This is a genomic window from Arthrobacter sp. 05T423, assembly GCF_056396245.1.
On record NZ_JBFTLC010000010.1, the window covers coordinates 89,376 to 112,899 of the forward strand.

At 62.6% G+C, this 23,524-nt stretch carries 16 protein-coding genes and 1 pseudogene; 1 reads left to right on the forward strand and 16 read right to left on the reverse strand.

Going from position 1 to position 23,524, the window contains the following annotated elements; translation table 11 throughout:
• Positions 1-45: 45 nt before the first annotated feature.
• The 7 genes from AC1DFE_RS10160 to AC1DFE_RS10190 all read right to left on the reverse strand — a co-directional run bounded on the left by AC1DFE_RS10160 (position 46) and on the right by AC1DFE_RS10190 (position 8,851).
• Positions 46-1,044: an ABC transporter permease gene (locus tag AC1DFE_RS10160; RefSeq protein WP_314192342.1), complete on the reverse strand. Its 999-nt coding sequence runs from the start codon at positions 1,042-1,044 to the stop codon at positions 46-48.
• A complete protein-coding gene (locus AC1DFE_RS10165) occupies positions 1,041-1,925 on the reverse strand; it encodes an ATP-binding cassette domain-containing protein (protein ID WP_476905770.1) in 885 nt (294 codons plus the stop codon). Before AC1DFE_RS10165 ends, AC1DFE_RS10160 begins: the two co-directional genes overlap by 4 nt.
• Before the next feature lie 620 nt (positions 1,926-2,545).
• Positions 2,546-3,556: an inositol 2-dehydrogenase gene (gene iolG / locus AC1DFE_RS10170; protein WP_476905771.1), complete on the reverse strand. Its 1,011-nt coding sequence runs from the start codon at positions 3,554-3,556 to the stop codon at positions 2,546-2,548.
• Between the two features lie 53 nt (positions 3,557-3,609).
• Positions 3,610-5,073, reverse strand: coding sequence for an APC family permease (locus AC1DFE_RS10175; protein WP_476905797.1), 1,464 nt, complete (start codon positions 5,071-5,073; stop codon positions 3,610-3,612).
• Positions 5,074-5,214: 141 nt separating this feature from the next.
• Positions 5,215-6,198: a D-2-hydroxyacid dehydrogenase gene (locus AC1DFE_RS10180; RefSeq protein ID WP_314192339.1), complete on the reverse strand. Its 984-nt coding sequence runs from the start codon at positions 6,196-6,198 to the stop codon at positions 5,215-5,217.
• 63 nt (positions 6,199-6,261) lie between these two features.
• The gene (locus AC1DFE_RS10185; RefSeq protein WP_314192338.1) at positions 6,262-8,022 is read right to left on the reverse strand and encodes an IlvD/Edd family dehydratase; all 1,761 of its coding nucleotides are present in this window, start codon (positions 8,020-8,022) and stop codon (positions 6,262-6,264) included.
• A 61-nt stretch (positions 8,023-8,083) separates the two neighbouring features.
• Positions 8,084-8,851: an SDR family NAD(P)-dependent oxidoreductase gene (locus tag AC1DFE_RS10190; RefSeq protein ID WP_476905772.1), complete on the reverse strand. Its 768-nt coding sequence runs from the start codon at positions 8,849-8,851 to the stop codon at positions 8,084-8,086.
• A 190-nt stretch (positions 8,852-9,041) separates the two neighbouring features.
• On the opposite strand from AC1DFE_RS10190, the gene AC1DFE_RS10195 reads away from it, so the two are divergent.
• The gene (locus AC1DFE_RS10195) at positions 9,042-10,226 is read left to right on the forward strand and encodes a Gfo/Idh/MocA family protein (protein WP_314192336.1); all 1,185 of its coding nucleotides are present in this window, start codon (positions 9,042-9,044) and stop codon (positions 10,224-10,226) included.
• A 134-nt stretch (positions 10,227-10,360) separates the two neighbouring features.
• On the opposite strand, the pseudogene trpA reads toward AC1DFE_RS10195, so the two are convergent.
• The 9 genes and pseudogenes from trpA to AC1DFE_RS10240 form a co-directional block, all read right to left on the reverse strand.
• A pseudogene (trpA, locus tag AC1DFE_RS10200) lies at positions 10,361-11,172 on the reverse strand (tryptophan synthase subunit alpha).
• On the reverse strand, positions 11,169-12,494 hold the full coding sequence (gene trpB, locus AC1DFE_RS10205) for a tryptophan synthase subunit beta (protein ID WP_476905773.1): 1,326 nt from the start codon (positions 12,492-12,494) through the stop codon (positions 11,169-11,171). The pseudogene trpA and the gene trpB overlap by 4 nt, the downstream one beginning before the upstream one ends.
• Positions 12,495-12,629: 135 nt before the next feature.
• Positions 12,630-13,985 (reverse strand): aldehyde dehydrogenase family protein, encoded by a 1,356-nt coding sequence (locus AC1DFE_RS10210; RefSeq protein ID WP_476905774.1) that lies wholly within the window; start codon positions 13,983-13,985, stop codon positions 12,630-12,632.
• Positions 13,986-14,080: 95 nt separating this feature from the next.
• On the reverse strand, positions 14,081-16,030 hold the full coding sequence (iolD, locus tag AC1DFE_RS10215; protein WP_476905775.1) for a 3D-(3,5/4)-trihydroxycyclohexane-1,2-dione acylhydrolase (decyclizing): 1,950 nt from the start codon (positions 16,028-16,030) through the stop codon (positions 14,081-14,083).
• A 188-nt stretch (positions 16,031-16,218) separates the two neighbouring features.
• Positions 16,219-17,352, reverse strand: a complete 1,134-nt coding sequence (locus AC1DFE_RS10220) for a Gfo/Idh/MocA family protein (RefSeq protein ID WP_476905776.1) — start codon at positions 17,350-17,352, stop codon at positions 16,219-16,221.
• Positions 17,353-17,436: 84 nt separating this feature from the next.
• Complete coding sequence (locus AC1DFE_RS10225; protein WP_314192331.1) at positions 17,437-19,197, reverse strand: hydantoinase B/oxoprolinase family protein; 1,761 nt, start codon at positions 19,195-19,197, stop codon at positions 17,437-17,439.
• A gap of 2 nt (positions 19,198-19,199) precedes the next feature.
• A complete protein-coding gene (locus AC1DFE_RS10230; RefSeq protein ID WP_314192330.1) occupies positions 19,200-21,290 on the reverse strand; it encodes a hydantoinase/oxoprolinase family protein in 2,091 nt (696 codons plus the stop codon).
• Positions 21,291-21,323: 33 nt separating this feature from the next.
• On the reverse strand, positions 21,324-22,223 hold the full coding sequence (locus tag AC1DFE_RS10235; protein WP_476905777.1) for a fumarylacetoacetate hydrolase family protein: 900 nt from the start codon (positions 22,221-22,223) through the stop codon (positions 21,324-21,326).
• A 2-nt stretch (positions 22,224-22,225) separates the two neighbouring features.
• Positions 22,226-23,518, reverse strand: coding sequence for an aspartate aminotransferase family protein (locus AC1DFE_RS10240; RefSeq protein WP_476905778.1), 1,293 nt, complete (start codon positions 23,516-23,518; stop codon positions 22,226-22,228).
• Positions 23,519-23,524 lie beyond the last annotated feature (6 nt).

Consider the following 23,524-nt stretch of genomic DNA (forward strand, 5'->3'; position numbering starts at 1 on the left):
GACTGTGCGTAAGGAGGTTGTGGTTTGTTGTTGGTGACGCGGGGGTCAGTCCGACTTCCAGCGGTTCAGCAGTACGGCGAGCACCAGGATGATGCCCTGGACTCCTTGCTGGAAGTATGAGGAGACGCCCATGAGGTTCATGCCGTTCATCACGACGCCTAGCAGGAGCACGCCGATGACGGTTCCCCGGATGGTGCCGACACCACCGAAGAGGCTTGTCCCGCCGATGACGACGGCGGCAATCACCTGAAGCTCGTAGCCGGTGCCAGCAACGGGTGCTGCACCATCGAGGCGGGCAGTTAGGACGAGGCCGCCGAGTGCGGCGGTGACTCCGCCGATGAGGTAGACCGTGAAAAGCACACGGCTTGTGGAGATGCCGACTTTTTTGGCGGACTCTTCGTTTCCGCCCACGGCGTAGACGTGCGAACCGAACTTTGTGCGGCTCAGTACGAACTCACACAGCAGTGCGGCCAGGAGGAAGATGATCACCGGCACAGGAATAGGGCCAATGAACCCGGAGCCGAGCCATTCAGCTGGACCACTTAGCCCGGAGACAACCTGCCCGTTCGTGATCACCAGAGCGGCTGTGCGGGCAATGGCCATCGTCGCCAGGGTTGCCAGGAATGGCAGAATAGCTCCCCACACGACCATCGCTGCGCTGAGGAAGCCCACCAGCAGGCCCACGCCGACTCCGGCTATCAGCGGCAGCCAGAAGGCGCCTCCGCTGGCGGGGGCCAGCAGCGCGAAGGTCATGCCGGCCAAGCCCACTACCGATCCCACGGAGAGGTCGATTCCCGCGGTGATCATGATGAAGGTCATTCCCAGCGCAATCAATCCGATGATCGATGACTGCCTGACCACGTTGACGACGTTGTTCAGAGTGAGGAAGTTGGGCGCGGCAGCAGCCAAGAAGACGATGATGAGGACGAAGAAAATAAGGATTCCGTAATCCCCAATGAAGCGCTTGGCTTTGGTAGCAAGGGATCCCTCCTTAAGGTCAGCCGGTCCCAGCTTCGTCTTCAGATTCTCCATTGTGAGGGTCACGAGTCGCTCCCGTTCGTAGTACCGCGTCCGGCCAGTGCATCAACGACATTCAAAGACGATGTGCTTCCGATTTTGCGCCGCTCGTCTGGAACGCCGCTCCCGTGGTCGACATAGTCCTCCAGGGTGCCGTGTGAGATGAGGTGCGCAACTTCGGCTTCAGTTACGTCTCCTACTTTGAAGCGCCCCACCACCTGGCCTTGGCGCATGACCGCGAAGCGGTCTGCCACCGCAAACGCTTCATCAAGCCGGTGAGTGATGATGATGACTGCGATGCCCAAGTCCTTGAGCCGCTGCGTCACCTCGATGAGCTTGTCCACCTTGGCCACTGAGAGGTTTGCGGTGGGTTCGTCCATGATGATCAGGCGAGCATCAAAGGCCAGTGCCCGGCCAATGGCGACTGCTTGACGTTGTCCACCTGACAGACGCTTGACCTTGAGCCGGGGGTTGATGGGGATGTCCAGCCGTTCCAGCACCCGCTTGGTTTCGGCTTCCATCTTCTTCCGGTCGATGACCTTCAGCAGTGGACCCAGGATGTTCTTCTGCGGCTCCCGTCCCAGGAAGATGTTGGTCCTGACATCAAGGTTGTCCGCCAGGGCGAAGTCCTGATAGACCATCTCAACCCCTTGGTCACGTGAGGCTGAGGGCGTGGGAAACTCAGTCCTCTTCCCGTCCAGCTCGATGGATCCGCGATCGGGCTGGTACACGCCGGTTAGTACCTTCATGAGTGTTGACTTGCCAGCGGCGTTGTCTCCCAGAAGCGCAAAAGTTTCGCCGGGGCGGACGTCGATGCTGACGCCGCGCAATGCGGAGACCGCCCCGAATGTCTTATGTATGTCTTTGAGGGCGACCAGTGGTGTGGTCGCCGGTGGTGCATCGGTCATCTCATCCTCGTTTGATAGGGCCATGCAAATGAACCGGTGAAACACCTTCGGCAAATGCCAGTCAAACTACGCTGTTTGACCCTGCAGCTTTAATGGGTGATTCCTTGGAACCATTTCCGCGTGACCTTCGCCACAGCGTTTCACTTAGTTGAACTTTGACCGATTAGCGACGGAGGACGGTGTGCCAGTTTGAAACACATGGGTGAATCGTTTCAATCCGGTTCAAGCAAGTTACCGCTGACTTCCTCCGGGGCTCCCCACAGCCGCCAGGGTGGAGATGTTATTTACGCACCACGAGACTGTAGCCATCGGCCTTATGGAAGAGACGACGCCCGCCCACCGAGACTACCCAGACGACATCCCCGCTGGATGTCTTGTCTTCTACGAACCCGTCAAGCGGCGGCCATCCAGGCTGCTCAAGTCGTACCCTGTCCCCAACCTCTGCTTTCTCCCAAAAGGCAGGCGGAGGTGTCCCTTCCGTCATCATGTCCTCACTTTGTTCCATGAACAGGTTCCATCCCTTGTCCCGACGCGTTCTTTGTATGTAACGAAGAGAAAGCCTGCTCTGGGCCGTGGATCGTTGCGAAACATCCACGGCCCAGGCAGGCAGCTTGTTGAACCTAAGAGGTTAGGTCTACGGCTACGGCTGCACCGCTGCGGGCCGATTCCTCGGCGGCGTCCGCCAGGATCAGGGCTGCGCGGCCATCCTCAAAGCCCGGGCTCCGCGAAGGCAGTCCGCGCACTGCACGCAGGAATTCGGCGACCTCAAGACGGTAAGCCTCGGCGTAGCGTTCCAGGAAGAAGTTCTGGTAGGGTCCGATCGCTTCGACTGCCCTGGCACTCCAGTGCCGGACGAGTGTGTCGTTTTTGTTTCCCACGTGCAGCAATCCGGTCGAGCCGAATGCTTCGATCCGTTGGTCGTAGCCATAGGCTGAATGACGCGAGTTTACGATCGTCACCAGCTCATCTTTGGACCCGCGCAGAGTAACCACTGCTGAATCAAAATCCCCGGCTTGGCGGACGTTCTCACTGAAGACGTTCGCGCCCTGTGCTGATACCTCCACGATGTCCGGTATGAAATAGCGCGCCATATCCAGATCGTGGATAGTCATGTCGCGGAAGATCCCACCCGATTCGCCAAGATAGGCCGCCGGCGGCTCCCCAGGGTCGCGGCTAGTGATGACCATCTGCTCCAACGCGCCAATCTCGTCAGCTGCTACACGGCGCTTAAGCTCCACAAAGTGTCTGTCGAAGCGTTTATTGAAACCCAAAGCGATGGGCACATCCGACGCCGCCGCTTTCGCGCGGAGCGCATCCACGCGCGCGATGTCCAAGTCAATTGGCTTCTCGCAAAGCACCGGCACATTGGAATCAATGGCCATCTCTACGAGGTCTAGGTGGGTGGCAGTTGGCGAGGCGACAATGACGGCATCGACTTCTCCTGAGGCAAATACTTCGTCGGGGTCGTCGCTTACACGGCCGCCAAACTCGGCCGCTGTCCGTTTGGCACCTTCGATAAAGGGGTCACATACCCAGGCAAGCGTGGCTTCGTCCAAGGTCGCCAAACTCATGGCGTGTACCTGACCGATCCGTCCGGTGCCGAACAAGCCAATTCTGATCTGTTGCGTCATTGAAATCTCCCGATAGTCGATGTGTCGTTGAAGCGGCAGGGGGGATCAGTCAGTCATTCGATCTTCTGCCGGCCCAGCCGTGCATATACCTCCGGCCGCCGGGAGCGCAGGAACAGTGCGTAGACGATACCGCCAAAGAACAGGGCAAAGGTGAAAGTCATAAAGATGGCCGTCATGACGGTCGAACCGCCGATCAGTTCAGGATAGTTGGTGATCGCCAGGAAAGTGATGAGGCCAAGGAAACCAACGCTGATGATCGGCGCGACGATGGTCTTCCACACCGACTCCGGAGCGAAGCTGCGGCGGCGGAGGAAGTACACGAGCACCGCGAAGCTGGTGATGAACATCAGAAGCAAGACTGCAAAGCTGCCGCTGCCACTGGCGATGGGATAAAGGCTATCCGGTGATACGCCAAGGATCGAGAAGATCACGGTCGCCGCGCCCCAGATCAGCCCCACAGCCAGACCCGACACATAAGGCGACTTGTGGCGGGGGTGTACCCGCCCAAGGGCCGCTGGCAGCACACCGTCGGCCGCGAGTGAAAAGCTGTACCGGGCTGCGATGTTCTGTACGGAGAGCATCGACGCCAGAATCGAGGTGATCAAAAGGATCGTGCCCACGTCTGCGAAGATCTTTCCGATCAGCGCTGTGGCGGCGTCATTAAACAGGTTGACGGTGTTGTTCTGGGCAGCGGTCTGGGCATTGTCGGCTCCTAGGAACGCTATGTAGGCCCAAGCCGCGATAGCGTAAAATATGCCGATGCCGGCTACGGCTAGGTAGGTTGCTCTCGGGATGGTCCGCTCAGGGTTTTTGACCTCGTCGCGGTAAATCACCGTGGCCTCAAATCCGAAGAAGTTTCCAACAGCGAAGAGCAAAGCCAGTCCCAGTCCGGCGTCCGTGAGCCACGGCATGGAGAAGCCGATGCCATGCTGCATGTTTCCGCCGCTGGAGGCGAAGGAGACGATATCGAAGATGACGACCACCGTGGACTCAAGGAGCATCACGGTCGTCAAGACCCTCGCGGAAAGGTCGATCCGATGGTAGGCGAGAAACGTTGTCACGGCGATGATGCCGAGGGCATACCAGTACCACGGGATGTCCGGGCCGTTCAGGGTGGTTGCGACGAAAGACTGCAACGTCACTGCGAACAGCGGGGGCGCGAAGAAGCCGATAAACATGTAGCCAAAGAGAGCAAGGAAGGCTCCCCCCAGACCGGCCGGCTTACCGAAACCTGCCGTGACGAAGGCGTAGAAACCGCCAGGGTTCTTGACGCTCTGGCTCATCTTCACGAATCCAACGGAGAAGACGAGCAGCATTACCGTCAGCAGAATGTAGATGCCGGGCGCCGTGTGGCCGCTGAACATCAGCAGCACAGGGATGAAGCCTGCGACCGTGGTCAGGGGCGAGGAGAACGCGAGCACGCTCATCACGAGCTCGCCCACTCCCATGTTGCCGCTGAGCTTATGTTCCTGGGTATGGGCCGGCGTTTTCGTCGTACCTCTTGTTTTGCTTGACATGTAATCCTCGTCACGAAGTTTTGAGTTCTGAATCACACTACCGACGCGGATGGTGGGGGGAGTGTACCAGCTTGAGACATTGATTCCCATGGAATGTGCCGCGCAGTCCTGGCACCGGCACATTCCATGGGAAGGTCTGAGTCAGGGGTTGTCCGTCACCAGAACCGGTGCGGTCATCCCAAGTTTTTTGAGATTCACGACATCGTGGAGAGGTTCGTTCGCCTTCCACCGTGTGAGGTTTCGGGCGAAGCAATCGACAACGCGTCCGCGCCAGCCGATCAGGTCGCCGGAGGCATGTGGGGATACCAGAATGTTTTTCCGGCTCCACAGCGGATTCTCGGCAGCAAGGGGTTCGTGTTCGAATACATCGAGGGCCGCGCCACCCAGGTGCCCCGTGTCGATCGCGTCAATGAGATCCTGCTCCACCACCACGGCGCCGCGGCCGACGTTGATGAGCCGTGCACCTGACCGCATCTTATCGAGTCGGGACGCGTTGAAAAGCCCGCGGGTCTCCTCAGTGAGGGGCAGGGTAAGGACCACGTCCTCGGCCTCGCCGAGTAGGCGGTCGAGATCACCGAAGCCGGCTACGGGCCCCAGCTGCGCGTCCTCCCTCGCCGACCGGCCCAGCACAGTCACGTCCATACCAGCTGCACGCAGCAGGAGGACGGTCTCGCGGCCAACCGGACCAGGACCCACAACCAGGACTTTCCGGCCCAGCAGAGACTCTGTTTCTCGGTGCTGCCATGTGCGCGCCTGCTGCAACTCAATGGTCCGGCGCAGGTCCTTGGTGAACATCAGGAGTACGCCGAGAACCCACTCCGCAATGGGCCGTTCACAGACACCACGCGAGTTGCTGACCACGATGTCGCTGTTCACGATTTCATCCGTCATGAGGCTGTCGACGCCGATGCTGGAGGTATGGATCCAGCGCAGCTCCCCCGGACCGACTTCGCGCAGCAGCTTGGTGCGGAAGTCATTAAGGAACAGGATCTCGGTCCCGGGCAGTGCGGCACGGAATTCTTCCGCTGTTCGGACTACCGTCACGTCTGCTTCTGCTTCCAAGCGCTCCACGGGAGGTCGAGGGCGGCCCTCCTGGACGATTACGATGACCTTCGGTCGTGACACGTTCTCTCCTTCCGGGCCGCCGCTGTCGGGCGGCCGCAAATCTGTTGTTGCAGGTGCCGCTGTTTACCAGCCGCCTTGCCAGCCACTCATCAGGCCGTAGGGCAGACGCTGCGGCTCCTCGTCCGGTAGGCCTTTCAGGAAGTCGAAGTCACAGCCTTCATCGGCCTGGTTCACGTGATCGATGAAAAGCCGTCCGTAGCCGCGCCGGTATTTGGGTTCCGGGAGCTTGAGTTCCGCGAGCCGGCTCTCGATCTCCTCGGCAGGGATGTCCAGATCCAGGCGCTGGTTCTCGACGTCCAGCACAATGGGATCCCCGTCCCGGACAACCGCCAGCGGCCCACCCACGGCGGCCTCTGGAGAAACGTGCAGCACGGTGGTGCCAAAGGCGGTGCCGCTCATGCGGGCATCCGAAATCCGGACGATGTCGCGGATTCCCCGGCGCAAGAGCTTCTCGGGGATGGGGAGCATGCCCCATTCGGGCATGCCGGGAGCTCCCACCGGCCCACTGTTACGCAGGACCAGCACGGAGTCTTCTGTAATGTCCAGATCGGGGTCGTCGATCCTGCGCCCGAGATCGTAGATGTCCTCGAACACCACCGCCGAGCCCTTGTGCTGCAACAGATCTTTTGAGGCTGCACTCCGCTTGATCACGGCGCCGTTTGGTGCCAGAGAGCCACGGACGACGGCGATGCCTCCGGAGGCGTCGAATGGAGCCTCGAGCGTACTGACTACAACGCCGTCAGGTTCGGGTGCCGAGCTGAAGCCCTGCTCGAGGGACTCACCGGTGACCGTGATGGCCTCCTTGTTCAGCAGGGGCGCCAGTGCTTTAAGGACTGTAGGTACACCGCCTGCTTCGAACAACTGCTTCACCAGGTATTCGCCGGACGGGCGGACGTTGACGATCCGCGGTGTCCGCTGGGAGATTTCGTGGAAGCGGTCCAGCTGCAGTTCGTAGCCAACGCGCCTCGCGAGTGCCAGGAGGTGCACCACTGCGTTGGTGGATCCGCCGACGGCCATAAGGAGCGTGATCGCGTTGTCGAAGGCCTCTTTTGTCAATATTTCGCTGGGTTTTGGCCCTTGTGAAAGCGCCATCTCCACTGCCCGGCGACCGGTAGCTTCTGCTGCTGCACCACGACGCGAATCCACCGCAGGGATGGACGCGGTGCCGGGCAGGCACATGCCGAGTGCCTCAACCAGGGACGTCATCGTGGACGCCGTGCCCATCTCGCTGCAGTGACCTGCGGACGGCTTGGCGGCAGACTCGAGCTCATCAAAGTCGCCCTGAGTCATCTTTCCTGCCCGCAGCTCGTCGGCGTACTTCCAGGTGTCCGTGCCGACTCCCAGCTGCTTGCCCCGGAAGTGTGCGGGCTCTTGGGGTCCGCCAGTCAGCATGATTGTTGGAACATCGGCGCTGGCGGCACCCATAAGCTGGGCAGGGACTGTCTTGTCACAGCCGCCAAGCAGCACGATCGCGTCCAACGGGTAGGCCCGAATGGACTCCTCCACATCCATAGCCATCAGGTTGCGAAACTGCATGGCTGACGGCTTCATCAGGCTCTCACCAAGGGAGATGGTGGGGAACTCCAGCGGTAGACCGCCCGCCATCAACACACCACGCTTCACGGCATCGGCAAGCAGCTTGAAGTGGATATTGCAGTTGACCAGCTCGGACCAGGAGTTCGCAATGCCAATCACCGGCCTGTCCTTGAGGGCAAAGCGCGAGAAACCCTCGGCCTGAATCGCCGTACGGTGCACGAATCCGGTCAGGTCGTGCGGTGCGAACCACCGGGCGCTCCGGAGGTCCTTGTAATTCGACTCTTGCATATCCTTCAAAGCTCCTTGGGCTTGTACGTGTACTTGTCTTGTCAGGTATTTGGTGAGGCATTCACGCGGCTGAAGTGCCGCCGTCAAACGCCATGCTGGTTCCAGTTGCGAAAGTCCCTTCGACCGCAAGGAAGTAGATGGCCACAGCCACTTCTCGCGGGTCGGCGAGCCTGTTCAATGGCACCGTGCCTTCCTTCTGCTGCAACGCCTGGACCGGGTCCGGTTCCGTTGCCAGTCCGGCCCTGAGCATGGGTGTATCTATGGGACCAGGGCACACGGCATTTACGCGGACATGAGGAGCCAACTCCAAGGCCAAAGCCTTGGTGAGTCCTACAACGCCGGCTTTGGCCGCGCAGTAATGGGCCAGCCCGGGAACGCCCATGACAGCGAGATCGGAAGCGACGTTCACGATTGCGCCTCCACCGGCTTTTCTCATATGCAGTCCGGCTTCCCGGGAGACGTAAAAGGTCCCCGACAGGTTCGTGGCCAGCACCTCATTCCAGCGGCGGGAATTCAGGTCCTGCAAAGCGAAATAGCCTGCAATACCCGCCGCGTTAACGGCCACATCGAGGCCGCCGAGCATATGGATCGCCCCTCGAACCCCGCTCACCACAGATTCTGCGTTGGCGACGTCGGCAACAATAGTGTGCGAACCGCCGCCGATCTCGTCGGCCACTCGCCGCAGTTCCTCCGGGCGCCGGCCCAACAGCGCCACTGTGGCACCCCTGGCCGCGAAAAGCTTCGCCGTTGCCTCTCCCACGCCCGACGTGGCACCGGTGACCAGCACCCGCAGGCTTTCCGGACGAAGCAGTTGATTCCGGTCCCTCATCGTCGGGGAACTCCTCTTGGTAGGTGTGGCCAGCTGTCACGTTCCACTAAAACAGGATCCATGAGCCGTCGGATGTCTCAGATTGAGACACAGCACACAGCATTCGCATTCGTATGCTGATCGACAGATGCCGCCCCCCTTTGCGCGGCACCACTTCACAAAAACCAGTTGCTAGACAGAGGAGTCCCCCTTGGAAGACCAGAACCGCATTGGCGTAGGCCTGATCTCGGTCGGATGGATGGGGCGCCTGCATTCACGGGCATACCTAGCCACCAAACAGTTCTTCCCGGAACTGCCTCGGCATCCCGAGCTCGTGATCGCCGCGGACCCTGACGACGCTGGCCGTCACCACGCAGAAGACGCTCTCGGATATAGGGAGACCGCCACCGACTATCGCAAGGTCCTGGAAAACCCTGACGTCGACGTCGTCTCCATCTGCTCCCCCAACTTTCTCCACCATGAAATTGCCCTGGCCACTATCGAAGCGGGCAAGCATTTTTGGATAGAGAAGCCCATGGGGCGCAGCGCCCGGGAGTCCCGTGAGATTGCGCAGGGCGCGGAAGCCGCCGGTCTGATCACATCGGTAGGTTTCAATTACCGTCATGCCCCGGCTGTCGCTGAAGCGCGCAGGCTTATCCGTTCGGGAGCACTGGGCCGCATCACCAACGTGCAGATCCGCCTCCTGACCGGATATGCATCCGACCCCAATCAGGTTTTCACGTGGCGCTACGAGCAGGCACGCGCTGGCTCAGGGGTACTGGGGGACGTCCTCAGCCACGGCTTCGATTTGGCTCAGTTCCTCGTTGGCCGCATCACCTCGCTGAACGCAGTCACGGAGACCTTCATCAAGGATCGCCCGCTCCCGTCCGGCAACTCCTCGAACTCCTTCAATATGGGCGAAGCTTCCGACGTCACGCGTGAGGTGGAGAACGAAGACTACAGCGCCATGCTTGCCCGCTTTGAAGGCGGTGCCATTGGCATGTTTGAATCCACCCGGGTGGCCATCGGCCCCCACGCCGAGTACATCATCGAGATTTACGGCACGGACGGATCGTTGCGCTGGAACTTCGAACGCATGAACCAGCTGGAGTACGCCAGTGACCGCAGCGGGTACCGCACCATCATGACCCCTCCGTCTTTCGGTGAGTTTGGACGGTTCCAGCCCGGTCCCGGCCCGGGAATTGGATTCAACGACCTGAAGACCATCGAAGCGGCGCTGTTCCTGCGGTCGGTGGCAGAAGGAAAGCAGCTCGGACCCTCCGCCGCGGACGGCTGGTCAGCGTCGGAGTTGGTGGATGCCTCCCTGCGCAGTGCCGACTCCAGTGCTTGGGTGGAGATCCCCGAAGTAACTGGCAGGACAACTTTCGACGCATAGTGATTTCCGCCCAGCAGCAGGTCGGCTGAAATGCATTAGGTGAGCCAATCACATGAGCTCTTGCAGCACAGACAAGACCCCCAGCGCGTGAGCCGGGGGTCTTGTCAGTGTTGGCGGTGATTGTTTGGCTGCGGTTACTTCCTGGCCGGTCCGGTACTGAGGTCTTTGGTGAGCTGTGCAACGGCGTCCACGCCGCCGTCGCGCACGGCCGCCACGAGCGCCGAGCCGACGATCACACCGTCGGCGTAGGCTGCGATCTCTGCGACCTGCTCGGCCGTGGAGACGCCGAGGCCTACACACACCCGTTCCGCGCCGGCAGCCTTGGCCGCGGCCACGACGCCGGTGGCCGCATCGCTCACGGCCGTGCGGGCACCGGTGACGCCCATGATGGAGACCGCGTAGACGAAGCCGCGGCTCGCCTCCACGGTCCGGCACATGCGCTCGGGCGTGGAAGAACCAGGAAGACACGGTCCAGGCCGTACTTCTCCGACGCGTCCATCCACTCGGCCGCCTCGTCCGGGATCAGGTCGGGGGTAATGAGCCCTGCTCCCCCGGCCTCGGCCAGGCGCCGCGAGAACTCGTCGACCCCCATGCGGACCACGGGGTTCCAGTACGTCATGACCAGGACGGCGGCGTCGGTCTGGCTGGTGATGCCGGCGACGACGTCAAAGACCTGCCGGACGTGGAAACCTTTGGCCAAGGCCTCGGTGGTGGCTGCCTGGATGACCGGGCCGTCCATGACCGGGTCGGAGTAGGGAATGCCGACCTCGATCAGGTCGGCGCCGTTGCGCGCCAGGGCGATGCCGGCGGCGATGGTCTCCTCGACGCTGGGGTACCCGGCGGGCAGGTAGCCGATCAGGGCCGCACGGCCTTCCGCCCGGGCCTTGTCGATGGCAATGGCCGACTTGCTGGTGGCGGATTTGCTGGTGTTGGGGGCCGTGGTCACAGCTGTTCCCCTTCCTTGCCGATGGCTGCTTCGGCCGAGTCCTGGTCCAGGAGGTCGAACCACTCCGCTGCGGTGGCAACGTCCTTGTCTCCCCTGCCGGAGAGGTTTACGATCACGATCTTGTCTGCGGCCCCGGCGGCGCCGTCTTCCGCTGCCAGCCGCTGGCCCACCTTGATGGCGCCGGCGAGGGCGTGGGAGGACTCGATCGCGGGAATGATGCCCTCGGTGCGGCACAGGAGGCGGAACGCTTCCATGGCTTCGCTGTCCGTGATCGGCTCGTAGCTGACGCGTCCGATGTCGGCCAGGTAGGAGTGTTCGGGTCCGACACCCGGATAGTCCAGGCCGGCCGAGATGGAATGCGACTCGATGGTCTGGCCGTCGTCGTCCTGCATCAGGTAGGACCGGGCGCCGTGCAGCACGCCGGGCCTGCCCAGCGTGATCGGGGAGGCGTGGCGGCCGGTTTCGACGCCGTCGCCGCCGGCCTCGAAGCCGTAGATCTTCACTGACGGGTCATCGAGGAAGCCGTGGAAAATGCCGATGGCGTTGGAGCCGCCGCCGATGCAGGCGCAGACGGCGTCGGGCAGGCGCCCTGCCTGCTCGAGGATCTGGGCGCGGGCCTCTTCGCCGATGACTTCGTGGAAGTACCGGACCATGGCCGGGAACGGGTGGGCGCCCGCTGCCGTGCCCAGCAGGTAATGGGTGTTGCCGACGTTGGCCACCCAGTCCCGGAGGGCTTCGTTGATGGCGTCCTTGAGTGTCTGCGAACCGTTGGTGACAGGGATGACCGTGGCGCCCAGGAGTTCCATCCGGGCCACGTTCAGCGCCTGCCGGCGGCAGTCCTCGGCACCCATGTAGACCACGCATTCCAGGCCCAGCAGTGCGGCAGCTGTGGCACTTGCCACACCGTGCTGGCCTGCGCCGGTTTCGGCGATGACGCGGGTCTTGCCCATCCGCTTGGCAAGGAGTGCCTGGCCCAGCACGTTGTTGATCTTGTGCGAACCGGTGTGGTTCAGGTCCTCGCGCTTAAGGAAGACCCGGACACCTCCCGCGTGCTCGGCAAAGCGCTTGGCCTCGGTCAGAAGTGAGGGCCGACCGGAGTAGTTCTTGTTCAGGTCCGCGATCTGGGCGATGAACCCGGGATCGGCCTTGGCCTTCTCGAACGTGTCCTCGAGCTCGTCCAGGGCCGCGATCAGTGACTCAGGCATCCAGCGGCCACCGTAGGCGCCGAAGTAGGGTCCCGGGGCGTGCCGCAGGGAAGTGCCTCCCTGCAGGAATGCATCCACCGAGCCCTGGTCAGAGCCGGCTGTTGGCGCGTCGGCCATCAGTCTCACCATCCTGTTCACTTTTTCTCATTGATCTCAGACACCGTCCGCCCGCAGGCGTAGGACAGAACGATGCAAAGGCCAAGGGGAGGTCCATCCCATGCGGACCTCCCCTTGAGCGATTCGCGGGATGCGCTACTTCGCGAAGCGGAAGAGCTTCTTGTTCGCGAACTCGAGCATCCCGGCCTTGCCCAGTTCACGTCCGTAGCCCGACTTCTTGACGCCGCCGAAAGGAACGTCAGCGGCGCTGAGGTCGTAGGCTCCTACGAACACCATGCCTACGTCGAGCTGGTTGCCGACGCGCTCTGCGCGCTCAAGGTCGTCGCAGATCACCACGGAGCCAAGGCCGTACGGCGAAGAGTTGGTGAGCTTGATCGCTTCCTCGTCGCTGGACACCTTGTAGAGCTGTGCCACCGGTCCAAAAAGTTCCTGGGTGTAGACGTCCATCGACGGGGTGATGTTGGTGATCACCGTCGGGGTGAAGACGTTGCCCTGGGGCTGGTTGTCGCCCACCAGGATTTCGGCGCCCTGGTCCAGGGCCCCCTGCACCTGCGCGGTCAGGAACCTGGTGGCCGAATCAGAAGAGAGCGGGCCGAAGTCACCGTTCTCGTAGGACTGGCCGGCAATTGCAGCCTTGAACTTCGCGGAGAATTCGTCGAAGTACTTGTCCATCACCACGATCCTCTTGGAACCGTTGCAGGACTGGCCTGTGTTGCCCATGCGGCCCATCACGGCTTTTGTCACTGCAAGATCCACGTCATCGGTGTCGAGCACCAGGAACACGTCAGCGCCGCCGAGCTCCAGCACGCACTTCTTCAGTGCGCGTCCGGCCTGCTCACCCACAATGGCACCAACCTGCTCGGAGCCTGTGAGCGAAACGCCCTGCACCCGGTCATCGGCAATGATGTCCGAGATCTGCTGGTGGGTGGCGAAGAGGTTGACGTAGGCACCCTCAGGGAAGCCTGCGTCGCGGAAAAGTTCCGCCAGCGCCAGCGCCGATTCCGGACATTGGCTGGCGTGGCGAACAATGACGGTGTTGCCCAGGATGATGTTGGGGATCGCGAAACGGGCCACCTGGTAGTAGGGGTAGTTCCACGGCATGATGCCCAGGATCACCCCGAGGCCCTGGTACCGGAAGAAGCTCCTGAGTCCATCAGCAACCTCAAGCTCCTCGTCTGCAAGCCATTCCTCTGCGTGCTCGGCAAAAGCCGCTGCGATGGAGCCGGAGAATTCAGCTTCCCCTACCGCTTGTTCGAGCGGTTTGCCCATCTCCCGGTTGATGATGGCTGCCAGTTTGTCCTTGCGTTCAACAAACAAGTCAGCAAGGCGCTTGGCCAGTGCTGCACGTTCAGCCACGGTGGTGGTGCGTGACCATTCCTGATAGGTCTTCTGCGCTGCGCTGAGTCCTGCCTCCACTTCTGCGTCGGTGGCAGCGGGGTACTCTGCGTGGGTGGTTCCCGTGGCCGGATCAGTAACGGCAAATGCGCTCATGGTGAATGCTCCTTTGTCCAAAGAATCGAAAGAAACGGGTTTCCCCGTAAAACGCCGGGCGGGACCGCTGGAGGCAGCGGTCCCGCCCGGTGCGTTTAGCGCGTTTCAGGTACGGTCGTGGGTGCGTAGAAACGCTGGCGGGCACGGCCTTCCAGGTGCTTTGCCGTTCCTTCCTGGCTGCCCGGGCGCTGCGAGGTCATCGGAACTCCGACGTCCCAGAAGGCGCCGTTGCCGGACAGGTAGCGCCACTGTTCCACCCGTGCGACGATCACGGCCGGTCCTTCGACCGCCCGCGCTTCGGTGAGCGCGGCTTCGAACTCCTCGATCGTGGTGGTGGACCAGGCCGCGCAGCCCATGCTGGCAGCGTTGGCGGCGATGTCGAAGTCGAGAATCTCGCCGTCGAGCCGACCGGACTTGTTGCTGCGTTCCCGGTACTGGGTGCCAAACTCGCGGCCGGGGCCGCCCTTCGCCACCTGGAGTGGCCAGATGCACTGGTGGCCGCGGTTGTCGATCACGATCGTGATGATCTTCTTGCGTTCCTGCACGGCAGTGACAAGCTCGGTCGGCTGCATGAAGTAGGTGCCGTCACCGATTAGTACATAGACCTCCCCTGGTTCATCCGCGCGGGCCAGGCGGTAACCGAGGCCGGCCGGAATTTCGTGGCCCATGCAGGAGTTCGCGTACTCGAAGTGGATCGCGGTGCCGTTCGACGGGTCCCAGGCTTTGTGGATGCCTTCGACTACGCCACCGGAGCCCAGGACCAGCGCGTCGTCGCTGGTGGTGGTCCGGTTCAGGACGTCTATGACCTGCGCCTGGCTCATGTTCTCGCCGGGGAATGCCTGGAGGTCGTGCTTGCGCACTTCGAGTGTGGCCTTCCGGGCGTCAGCTATGTCGCTGCGGAAGTCCTCCGACGTCGCGTAGCCGGCGCCAGTGAGGCGTTCCCGCAGGGCGGCCAGGTTCAGCTTGGCATCACCGATGACGGGGAAGGAGCCCATCTTGTGCGCATCGAATGAGCCGACGTTGAGGTTTACGAACTTCACGTTCGGGTTCTGGAACAGCGAGTGTGAAGCGGTGATGAAGTCCTGCAGGCGGGAACCTACAGTGATCACGACATCCGCACGATCGGCGATCTCGTTGGCGCCCACGGTGCCGGTCACGCCCAGGGCACCCAGGTTGAGTTCGCTGATGGGGCCACTTCCCTTTCCCGCGTAGGTCTCGGACACCGGGATACCGAACTCGGCACTGAATCGTGCCAGTTCCTCCTGTGCCTTGGAGTAGCGGACGCCGCCGCCAGCGATCAGCAGGGGACGCTTGGCGTTTCGGATGATTTCGGCAGCATCGCGGATTTCGTCTTCCACTGCGGGACGACGGCGGATGTGCCAGACGCGCGGGGTGAAGAAGGACTCCGGGAAGTCGAATTCCGTGCCCTGGACGTCCTGCGGCAGACAAACCACCACGGCACCGGTTTCCACAGGGTCGGTGAGGACGCGCATGGCCTCCGGGAGCGTGGACAGCAGCTGCGCCGGGTGCGTGATCCGGTCAAAGTAGCGGCTGACCGGACGGAAGCAGTCGTTGGCGGACACGTCGCGCTCAACCGGGTGTTCGATCTGCTGCAGCACCGGGTCACCGAAGCGGTTGTTGATGATGTCCGCGGGGAACAGGAGCACCGGGAGGCGGTTGGTGGTGGCCGTGGCGGCACCGGTAACCATGTTGGTGGATCCCGGACCGGCGGAGGCCGTGCAGGCAAGGGTGGCGGCCCGGTTGGAAGCCTTCGCGAAGCCGATGGCTGCGTGGACCGCCGACTGTTCGTTCTTGCCCTGGTAGTACGGGAAGTCCACACCGTATTCGTCGATGCCCTGCGCCAGGCCAACGGAGTTGCCGTGTCCGAAGATGCCGTACATGCCGGGAACCAGGCGCCTCCTTTCGCCGTCCAGTTCGCTGTACTGGACCTGAAGGTATTCAACGATCGCTTGCGCGACAGTGCGGCGTCGGACGTTCTTGATGCCGACGTCGGTGCCGATATCAGCAGCAGCTGTGCTAGTCATGCGTTCTCCTAAATTCGTAGGTGCGTCGGCGTTTGCAATCCGATTCGCCCGAACTTCAGGTTTTCACCTTGGAGACGCTTCGTTGTGTCCCAGTTTGATACGCAGGCAACCTCTCTACGGGACAACAGAAAACAGCAGCCGACGCCGGCACTTTCGTACCGTCGTCGGCTGCTGTTGGTTTTCGGGTGTTAATCGAACCGGTAGGGCTCCTGCGGGCCTACTGAGGGCAGCGGCCGTGGCCGCTCGCAGGTGCTTTCGATATTAATATGCTGGCCCTGCTTGGAAGAGGCTTCAAAGGCGAGCAACACCTCCAGCACGTGGTAAGCGAAGGCGCCTCCTGTTCGTGGTTCCAGGCCCTTCCGGATGGCAAAGCCGAACTCGGCCAGGCCTATGCCGCGGTAGGCGTCGTCGCGGTGGGTAATCGGGGTCTCACGCCAGTCACCACCACCTGGAGGTGTCATGTCCAAGGCGAGGTCGCGGGGCTCACCGCGTCGAAGCACGGGTGCTCCGGAGAAGTGGTCCGGGTTGGGTGCAGCCAAGGATCCACCCGTTCCATAGATCTCCAGGTGGGGCAGGTTGTGGTTCCACACGTCCCAGCTGACGATCACTGTGGCCGCGGCGCCGGACTCAAAGTCTATGGTGCCGGTGACGTGGGTCGGGGTCTGGATGTGGATCACTTCCCCTTCCTTGCCGGGGCGCGGACGCGTCTCCGACGAGCGCGGCGCCGTAGCGGAAACCCGCTTCACAGGTCCAAAGAAGTTCACCAGGTTGGTGATGAGGTAGGGCCCGATGTCCAGCATCGGCCCGGCGCCGGGGCTGTAGAAGGGATCGACGTTCGGATGCCAGTGCTCGTAACCGCGGCAAGCGAACGATGCGAAGGCGGCTACGGGCTTGCCGATCCAGCCATCATCGATGAGCTTGCGGCTGGTCTGCATGCCGGAACCAAGGAAGGTGGTGGGCGCGGAGCCCACTTTGACGCCGGCTTCCCGCGCTGCGTCGAGGATTTCCTTGGCTTCCTCAAGGGACGTGGCAAAAGGTTTCTCGGAGAGGACGTGCTTGCCCGCGGCGATGGCCTGGAGTGTTACCGGTGCATGGAGCTTGGGCGGAGTGAGATTGAGGACCAACTCAACTTCTTCGTCGGCCAGCAGTTCATCCGGCGTAAGGGCCTTGGGAACTGAGTATTCTGCAGCGCGCGCTTTCACGGCTTCCGGGTTAACGTCCGCAAGCGCCACGATCTCTACATCTGGGTGGACGGCTATCTTGTCCAAATATTGGTTGAGAACGTTTCCGACGCCGATGATGCCGACTCGAATGGGTTCCATGTCTGTCTCCGTCATTGATTGTTGGAACATCCCGGGGCGAGGACTATACCTCGCCCCGGGATTAGTTTGGGATGGCTGGTGCTTCTAGCTGGCCAGACGCTCTTGGCGGGCCTTGGCGGTGGCTTCTTCGTCCACTGCACCGTCGGTGATGACAACGCCATAATCGGTCGCTGCTGCTTCGAGGGTCACCCTGGATTCGCGGTAGTCGTCGAGCACGGCAAGCACGTCTCGTTCCAGCGGGTCACCGTATCCGCCCCCGCCGGGGGTGATGGACACTACCTTCTCGCCGGACTGCAGGTCGTAGCGGCCCACTACGGGAATTTCACGGCGTTCACCGGTTTTGAGGTCTTCCACCCAGGTCGACGGCACGGTCCCGTCGTGTCCGCCGCGGACGCCCTTTGGCGGGTTGAGCTTACCCTCGATGCCGTATGTGAGGGTGACGCTTTCCCCGCGGGGTTCCATGGTGACGCGGGTTGCGAGTCCGCCGCGCTGCCGACCTGCTCCGCCGGAGTCGGCTACCAAAGTGCGTTCGTGGATCAGGATCGGATAACGCTGCTCATCCACCTCCACGCTGTCGTGGTAGAGAAGAGCGCCGCAGACAGGACGCTGATATGTCGGCCATCCATCAACGTAAGGGGTGGCGGGGCCACCGACGCCGCCCACCAGGATCTGGTTGACGTAGGCATTGCCGTTGCGCTCGTCGATACCGGAAATGACCGACTTGGCTGGCGCTTGCCCGGCTGCTCCTTCAGCGGTGCCGTAGCCGTCGTCGATTTGGGAGAAGGCGGCCTGGACGATGTTGACCACCCGGTCGGCGAGGTTGGTGGTTCCGGACGAGCAGGAGTAGGGGTGCTTCGGGACACCGACGGCGCAGCCGTCACGAAGCAGCACCTCCACCCTCCGGAAAGTTCCGGCGTTGCTCGGCAGGTTCTCCGGGATACCGGAGAGGATGCCTGCCAGTGCTGCACCCGTTGCCGTTGCCCTGGTGAGGTTCAGGCCGTTGGGGAGGTTGTCCGGGTTGTCTCGAAGGTCAATAACGATCTTGCCCTGCTTGGGTTTCACCTCGATGGTGGCCTGCAGGTGCACACCGTCTGGGCCGGTGCCGGGGAAGGGATCGTGGGACGAGGTGCCGTGGAGGACGTACTCGGGCAGTGTTTCGATGGCGCTGCCGGTGAGGCGTTCCGAGTAGTCGAACCAGGCGTCCACGAAGTCCACCAGGTCATCGACGCCGAATTTTTCGGCGAGCTCGTGGATGCGGCGCTCGGCGATGCGCGATGCGCCCACCGAGGCGAGGTAGTCGCCGTACCACTGGTCAGGAACGCGGATGCGGGAGCGGCACATGCGGATTATGTCGTCGATGTCCGTGTAATCGCGCTGGATCCTCACACAGGGGAAGATCAGGGCGCCTTCCTCGTACACGTCCCGTGCGGTGGCGAAGAACGTGGTGGGCAGCGAGTTGCCGCAGTCGGCCTGGTGGGCCTTGGTCACGGCGGTGAAGAGGTGGCGTCCCTGGATGAAGATGGGCACCAGGATGACGTGGTCGGCGGCGTGGGAGTTTCCCATGTAGGGGTCGTTGTGGAGGAACGCGTCGCCTTCACGGATGTCGTCATGGAGTTCCACCATGTCCTCGCCGAGGGGGCCGGCGCCGAAGACGTGGACGGGGACGCCTTCCGCTGCTGCGAGGAGCTGGTTGTCTGCGGTCAGCACGGCGCAGGAGAAGTCCCGGGCCGTGTTGATGACGGACGAACGGGCCGAGCGGAGCAGGCCGCTGGTCATCTCGCGGACGATGCCGTCGAATGCATTGGCAAGTACCGAAAGCTTTACAGGATCAAATTCGCGCGTCACGGTTATGCCTCCTTACGGGTGAGGTAGATGTTGGATCGTTCGTCGAGCGTGGCGTTCCACTCCGGCGGCACGACGATTGTGGTGGTGGGCTGGTCAATGACCGCGGGCCCCACGATCTTGTCCCTCGGTGCCAGGGTGACGCCGCGGTACCGCTGGGTGCTGAAGGCCTCGCCACCAAAGACGATGTCATCGGTGCGGTGGACCTCGCTGGTTCGGGGGGTGCTGGCCTCGTCCTTCGGGTGCTCGGGCCGCGGGATTTCCACACGGACGCCCCAGGTGATGATCTCGACGCGGCTGTCCGGATCGTGTGTGCCGTTGCGGCGGTCGTGTTCTTCGTGGAAGGCACGCTCAATGATTCCGGCGGCATCGCCGGAGGTGTCGGGGGCGGCATCCAGGTAGACACGCAGATCCCAGGCCTGGCCCGGGTAGCGGGCGTCGACGAAGTAGGTGACGTTGGGTGCCTCGCCCACGCCATTGAAGCGCTTCGTGAAGAGTTCGGCCTTGGCCGTTAGGTCCTCCACAGCGCGGGAGGCCGAACCGGCGTCGAAACTGCGGGTGTCGTTGTGCAGCGGCGAGAGGAACTCCGTGGCGATGGGTGCACGGTGGGCGCCGTAGGCCGCCAACACGCCTGCGGTGGCCGGAATGAGGATGGTGTCAGTTTCGAGGAGGACGCCGATCGCGGCGGCAACCATGGCACCGGCGCCACCGCCTGCAACAATGAGCGCACCCCGGGGGTCTACGCCCTGCTCCAAGGCGGCCTGCCGGATGGCCGTGGCCATGTGGTTTGCGGAGACGTCCAGGATGGCTTGTGCAGCCTGCAGGGTGTCCATGTTCAACGGCCCGGCGATGCGGGTATCGATGGCCCGCACGGCGGCCTCGCGGTCCAAGGTGAACCCACCTTCGAAGCCCTCGGTATCGAGGTAGCCAAGTGCCACACATGCATCCGTAACCGTTGGCTCTTCGCCGCCGCGGCCATAGGCTGCCGGGCCCGGGGTGCTGCGCGCACTTTGGGGTCCTACGCGGAGCAAGCCGCCGCCGTCGATCCATGCGATGCTGCCGCCACCGGCACCGATGCTGGAGACGGCAACGGAGGACAAACCGGTAAGGTGTCCCACGAAGGGCTCACCCAGCCAGGCCTCCCGCGTGTGGCGGACCACGCCTTCTTCAACCAGGGACACGTCGAAGGTGGTGCCGCCCATGTCGCAGACAACAACAGTGTCGCGGTCCGGAGCAGCTGCTGCGCCGACAAGCGGTGCCATGGACGGGCCGGAGTTCAGCAGCAGAACGGGACGGTCCAGGACGTCGGCGACGTCGAGAACGGCACCTTCCGAGGTCACCACCAGGAGGTCGCCGGCGAAGCCGTACTTCTGGAGGTCAGAGCGGAGCTTGCCCAGGTGGTCGGCCATCAAGGGCTTCAGGGAAGCGTCGATCGAGGCTGCAGAGGAACGGCGGTATTCCCGGATGGTGGGGTTGGCCTCGTTGGAGAGGGTGAAGGGAACGCCGGGGAGGATTTCCTTGATCAGTTCGGCAACCCGCTTCTCGTGGACGTCGTTGATGATCGACCAGAGAAAGGAGACGGCAACGGCTTCAATCCCCTGTTCCTTGAAGGAACCCAGGGCTTCCCGGACCTGCTCTTCGTCCAGCGGCACCAGGACATCGCCTTCGGCGGAGATGCGTTCAGTGATCTCGAAGGTCAGCTGGCGCGGAATGTAGGGCGGCGGGTAGGCGGCTTTGGAGTCGAAAGCGTCCCGCCGGCCGCCTTCGCGGAGCAGCAGGGTGTCGGCGAACCCGTCCGTGGTCAGCAGTGCGGTTTTGGCGACCTTGCCGGTCAGCACTGCGTTGGTGGCGTGGGTGGTGCCGTAGACGATGACGTCGGCGTTGCGGAGCACCTCGTCACCGCTCCAGCCGACCGACTCCGCCGCACGGCGGACAGAGGCTTCGAAGCCGGTGAATACGCGGTCGTAGGTGGTCAGTGCCTTGCCGACCGCCATGTCGCCGCTGTTGGAATCGACCACGACGTCGGTGAACGTACCGCCGGTGTCGACGGCGATGCGGTACCTTGCCTCGCCTGGTTGTGTTTGTACTTCACTCATGGGTCTTCATTACTTTCGTAGAGCTTGCAGGAATTAGAGCTGGGGTTTGCCGACGGTGTTGCGAAGCAGGCCGACCTTTTCGATCTCGATCTCCACGGTGTCTCCGGGCTCAAGCCAGACAGGCGGGTTCCGCTTGGCACCGATGCCTTGCGGGGTGCCGGTGGCGATGACGTCACCCGGTTCCAGGGTGAGGAAGCTCGAGAGGTAGGAGACGATCCGGGCGATGGGGAAGATCTGGTAGCTCGTGTTGGAGCGCTGGACCTCATTGCCGTTCACGCGGGTTGCCAGTTCCAGGCTTTGCGGATCGCCCACTTCATCCAGGGTGACCAGTGCAGGGCCCCAGGGGGTTGAGCCGTCGACCGCCTTGCCGGCCAGCCATTGGGTGCCGCGGTATTGCAGGTCGCGTGCCGTGACGTCGTTCAGCGGAGCGAGCCCGGCGACGTACTCCAGTGCGTCCTCTTCGGATACTTCACTGGCACGTCGTCCGATGACCACTGCCAGTTCACCCTCGAAATCAAGGTTGTTACTGACCCGGGCACCGCCGATCTCGTCTTCAGGCCCAACCATGGTGGAGGCGAACTTCGCGAAAACGTCAGGGTACTCGGGGAAGGCACGTCCGGTTTCGGCGACGTGGTCCTTGTAGTTCAGTCCGATGCAAAGGACTTTGGAGGGATCCGTCACGGGTGTGGTGAGGCGGATCTCCGCCCGCGCACCAACGCGGGCAACGGAGTCCTGGCCGGCCAACGTATTGATTTCCGCAGAAATGGCCTCAAGCCGGTCACCGTACAGCTCCAGGAACTCACGGACGGAGATTGTGGCTCCGTGAACTGCTTGCTTGGAACCCTGCAGGAGGAGCTCCAGGTCGTAGACGGCATCTTCAATCAGGACACCGCCACGAACTCCAGATTTGTGCTCGTAGGAAACGATCTTCACGGTTATTTGCCACCTTCCGTTGCGGGAGTTTTTGCGGCAACTGCCAGCACGGCATCTGCCAGACGGTCAGCGATGTCGCTGACCACCTTCTCGTCCATGGGTGTGGACAGGGACAGCAGGTTGGCTGGGGAACCGAGCAGTCCCCGTTCGTAGGAGGCCCACCACAGCTGGTGCTGGGTCTGTTCGTCCACTTTCTCGGCGCCGGCAGGGACTGCGCGGAGCAGTGAGCCACGGCCGCGGATTTCCCAGCCTGCATCGGCGACCCGGGAGTTCACTGTGTCCCGTGCGGAATCGCCCAGGTGGTTCAGCCGCTTGACTTCCTCTTGTGTGTAGAGGCGCAACGCCACGGCCCCTGCGGCCATGCTGACCGGGTTGCCCGAGAATGTGCCGCCGTGCGGCAGGCTGCCCGGGCGGGTCGGGTCCACCTCGGCCATGAGTTCTGCCTTGCCGCAGACGGCGCCAACGGGGAAACCTCCGCCGATGAGCTTGCCCGTGGTGAGCAAGTCGGGGGAAACACCGTATTCGCCGCTGAAACCGTTGAATCCGAGGCGCAGGCTGATGACCTCGTCGATGATCAGCACGATGCCGTACTGGGTCGCAAGCTCCCGGGCGGTGTGGACGAATTCCTCAGAAATGTGCAGCAGGCCGGCGCGGTTCGGCAGCAGGTCGAGGATGATTGCGGCGTACTGGTCGGGGGCGGCCTCAATCGCCTGGCGCAGGAATTCGGCATCGTTGAGCGGCACTGCCGTGACGTCGTCGATCACGCCGCGGGTCACCCCACGCTGGTAGGAGGGACCGCCGGGGACCAGGGCCACCTCGGAGGTTCCGTGGTAGCCGCCCTTGGTGACGATGACGCGTTCACGGCCGGTGCTCGCCCGGGCGATGCGGATTGCGGACATGACAGCTTCTGTGCCGGAATTCGCGAAGCGAACCTGGTCAAGGTCGGGCAGGCGGGACAGCAGGAGGTCGGCAAGTTCCCATTCGTAGAGGTTCGGGATGCCCCAGCTGGCTCCAGCAGTGAGGGCCTTGGTCGCAGCCTCCGTGATTTCCGGGTGGGCGTTGCCGTGGATCAAGGACGTGAAGTTGTTATTCGCGTCGATCAGTTCCCGGCCGCGGTCATCCCATACACGGTAGCCTTCGCCTTTGATGGCGTAGGGGCTCGGAGCGCCTGTGTAATAAGTTGAGCGCCCGTAGCCGCCGGGCAGCAGCGGAAAACCGCGCGGTCCACGGCGCAGGTGCGGATCTTCCGTGGGATTGGGCTCCGCGGCGTTGTCCAGGTGGTTTGTTGTTCCCAATTTCGA

What these genes read in the sequence shown, in the direction of transcription:
- AC1DFE_RS10165 (WP_476905770.1), bottom strand. Translation starts at nt 1,925, where the DNA reads ATGACCGATGCACCACCGGCGACCACACCACTGGTCGCCCTCAAAGAC.
- iolG (WP_476905771.1), bottom strand. Translation starts at nt 3,556, where the DNA reads ATGACGCAACAGATCAGAATTGGCTTGTTCGGCACCGGACGGATCGGT.
- AC1DFE_RS10175 (WP_476905797.1), bottom strand. Translation starts at nt 5,073, where the DNA reads ATGTCAAGCAAAACAAGAGGTACGACGAAAACGCCGGCCCATACCCAG.
- AC1DFE_RS10185 (WP_314192338.1), bottom strand. Translation starts at nt 8,022, where the DNA reads ATGCAAGAGTCGAATTACAAGGACCTCCGGAGCGCCCGGTGGTTCGCA.
- AC1DFE_RS10190 (WP_476905772.1), bottom strand. Translation starts at nt 8,851, where the DNA reads ATGAGGGACCGGAATCAACTGCTTCGTCCGGAAAGCCTGCGGGTGCTG.
- trpB (WP_476905773.1), bottom strand. Translation starts at nt 12,494, where the DNA reads ATGGCCGACGCGCCAACAGCCGGCTCTGACCAGGGCTCGGTGGATGCA.
- AC1DFE_RS10210 (WP_476905774.1), bottom strand. Translation starts at nt 13,985, where the DNA reads ATGAGCGCATTTGCCGTTACTGATCCGGCCACGGGAACCACCCACGCA.
- iolD (WP_476905775.1), bottom strand. Translation starts at nt 16,030, where the DNA reads ATGACTAGCACAGCTGCTGCTGATATCGGCACCGACGTCGGCATCAAG.
- AC1DFE_RS10220 (WP_476905776.1), bottom strand. Translation starts at nt 17,352, where the DNA reads ATGGAACCCATTCGAGTCGGCATCATCGGCGTCGGAAACGTTCTCAAC.
- AC1DFE_RS10230 (WP_314192330.1), bottom strand. Translation starts at nt 21,290, where the DNA reads ATGAGTGAAGTACAAACACAACCAGGCGAGGCAAGGTACCGCATCGCC.